Source organism: Lutibacter sp., from assembly GCF_040883305.1.
Classification (GTDB): Bacteria; Bacteroidota; Bacteroidia; order Flavobacteriales; family Flavobacteriaceae; genus Lutibacter.
Map to the genome: position 1 here is coordinate 1 of NZ_JBFLKT010000401.1, position 2,518 is coordinate 2,518.

The 2,518-nt window shown below is 33.4% G+C and carries 3 protein-coding genes; 2 read left to right on the plus strand and 1 reads right to left on the minus strand.

Annotation, left to right across the window (positions count from 1 at the left end):
- The first annotated feature begins 42 nt into the window (after positions 1-42).
- On the plus strand, positions 43-222 hold the full coding sequence (locus AB1Z17_RS13025; RefSeq protein WP_368052211.1) for a hypothetical protein: 180 nt from the start codon (positions 43-45) through the stop codon (positions 220-222).
- A gap of 65 nt (positions 223-287) precedes the next feature.
- Here the strand turns inward: AB1Z17_RS13025 and pruA are convergent, their stop codons facing one another.
- Positions 288-2,006: an L-glutamate gamma-semialdehyde dehydrogenase gene (gene pruA / locus AB1Z17_RS13030; RefSeq protein ID WP_368052212.1), complete on the minus strand. Its 1,719-nt coding sequence runs from the start codon at positions 2,004-2,006 to the stop codon at positions 288-290.
- A gap of 33 nt (positions 2,007-2,039) precedes the next feature.
- Here pruA and AB1Z17_RS13035 point away from each other — a divergent pair.
- Positions 2,040-2,518, plus strand: a 479-nt coding sequence (locus tag AB1Z17_RS13035; RefSeq protein WP_368052213.1) for an NRDE family protein, incomplete at its 3' end; no start/stop codon positions are given.

Genomic DNA, 2,518 nt, shown 5'->3' on the forward strand with positions numbered 1-2,518 from the left:
GAAATAAAAGATATTTTTGTCTTAAATTAAAATTATTAGATTATGAGTCAAGTTAAAGCATGTTTAGTTTGTAAAAAAGCATCTACAGAAATACCTGTAACAAAATTTTATTATCAAGAAAGTGAGTTTTATATCTGTCCACAACATATGCCAACCATTATTCACAATCCACAAGAATTGATTGGATTAATAGATGGAGCAGATAGTTTTGAAGCGGTTTAAAATAACCTTTTACTACAAATAAAAAATGCGCCAATTGGCGCATTTTTTATTCAATATATTTTGAACTATTTTTTGAATTTCTCAGATAAATCTTTACCAAATTCTTTTAATTTTTCAATAGCACTTTCAACTTCTTTTTCAACAGTTTCTAGTGTACTTTCTCCTAAAAAAGGATATCTATAATCTGTTGGGGTTACAAAAGTTTCCTTAATTGTACGGTTACTAACCCAACGTAGTAAGTTCCAAACAGAACCTGCTTTATCGTTAGTTCCAGAACCACGTGCGCCTCCAAAAGGTTGTTGACCTACAACTGCTCCAGTTGGTTTGTCGTTAATATAAAAGTTACCCGCTGCGTTTTCTAATTTATTAGTTGCAATGTCAATTACATATCTATCTCCACTAAAAATAGCACCTGTTAACGCAAATTCGCTAGTTTTATCAACAACATCTAAAATTTCTTCCCATTGGTTATCTTCATAAATATAAATGGTAATAATTGGACCGAATAATTCAGTAGACATTGTTTTGTACTGAGGATTTGTTGTAACAATTACAGTTGGTTCGATAAAATAACCAACTGCATCATCGTAACCACCACCAACAATAATTTCGGCATCAGCATCTGCCTTTGCTTGGTCTATATAACTAGATAGTTTTTTGAAAGCTCTGTCATCAATTACAGCATTTATAAAGTTTGTAGGATCTTCCGGAGTACCCATTTTAAAAGATTTTACATCTTTTATAACTGCTTCTTTAATTGCAGGCCATAAACTTTTTGGTAAATAAGCTCTTGATGCCGCTGAACATTTTTGTCCTTGGTATTCAAAAGCACCTCTAGAAATTGCAGTTGCAACTTCTTGAGCATTTGAACTTGGATGCGCCCAAATAAAATCTTTCCCTCCTGTTTCACCAACAATTCTTGGGTACGTTTTATAGGTATTCATGTTTTTACCTATGGTTTCCCAGAAACTATTAAATACTGGTGTAGAACCTGTAAAATGCACTCCTGAAAAATCTGGACTGTTTAATAATACATCTGTTATTGTTCCAGAGTTTCCTGTAACCATATTTATAACACCATCTGGCAAACCTGCAGCTTTAAATAATTCCATAATAACTTGAGCAGAATATACTTGAGAACGTGCTGGTTTCCATATAATTACATTCCCCATCATAGCAGGTGCTGCTGGTAAGTTTCCAGCTATAGCTGTAAAGTTAAAAGGAGTAATTGCATAAACAAATCCTTCTAACGGACGGTATTCCATTCTGTTCCAAACTCCTGGTGAAGAAACTGGTTGATTTGCATAAATTTCAGTCATAAACTCTACGTTAAAACGCAAGAAATCTATCAATTCACAGGTGGCATCAATTTCAGCCTGATATACATTTTTAGATTGCGCAATCATGGTAGCAGCCGCCATCTTATATCTAAATGGTCCAGCTAATAAATCCGCTGCTTTTAAGAAAATTGCTGCTCTGTGTTCCCAACTTGTTGCTGCCCATTTAACTCTTGCTTCCGCAGCTTTTTTAACTGCTAACTCAATATGTTCTTTGTCTGCAGTATGGTATTGTCCAACACAATGTTTGTGATCGTGTGGTGGATGAATATCAACTGTGTTTCCAGTTCTAAATTCTTTTCCTCCAATGTAAAATGGAATATCCACTTTTTCATTGTACATCTTCTTGTACGTTGCTAACAACGCTGCTCTTTCTGGTGTTCCTGGAGCATACGAGTTTACTGGCTCGTTTACTGCTTTTGGTACTTGATAAAATCCTGAAGCCATATTAATATTATTTTATAAATTTTTAGTTTAAATTTGCCCACAAAGTTACAAAATAGTATTGACTTATTTATTTTTGAAACTAATACTGATTATTCAAATTTTGATAGTATGTGTACCGTTACTTTTCTGCCTTTAAAAAACAATGGCTTTATCTTAACTTCAAACCGAGATGAAACGCCTTTTAGAGAAACAATTCCACCTAAAAAATATGAGGAAGACGGTGTTGAAATGGTTTTTCCGAAGGATAAATTGGCAGGTGGAACTTGGATTGGAACGAGCTCTAAAAACAGGTTAGTTTGTGTTTTAAATGGTGCTTTTACAAAACATAAAAGGGCAACTAGTTATAAAAAAAGCAGAGGAATAATAGCCAAAGAAATTTTAAAATCTGACAATTTAGAAACCTATATAAACGCCTTAGATTTAATCAATATTGAACCTTTTACAATGGTTCTTGTTGATTGGAATAACGATAATCTAGACTTGTTTGAACTTGTTTGGGATGCACATAAAAA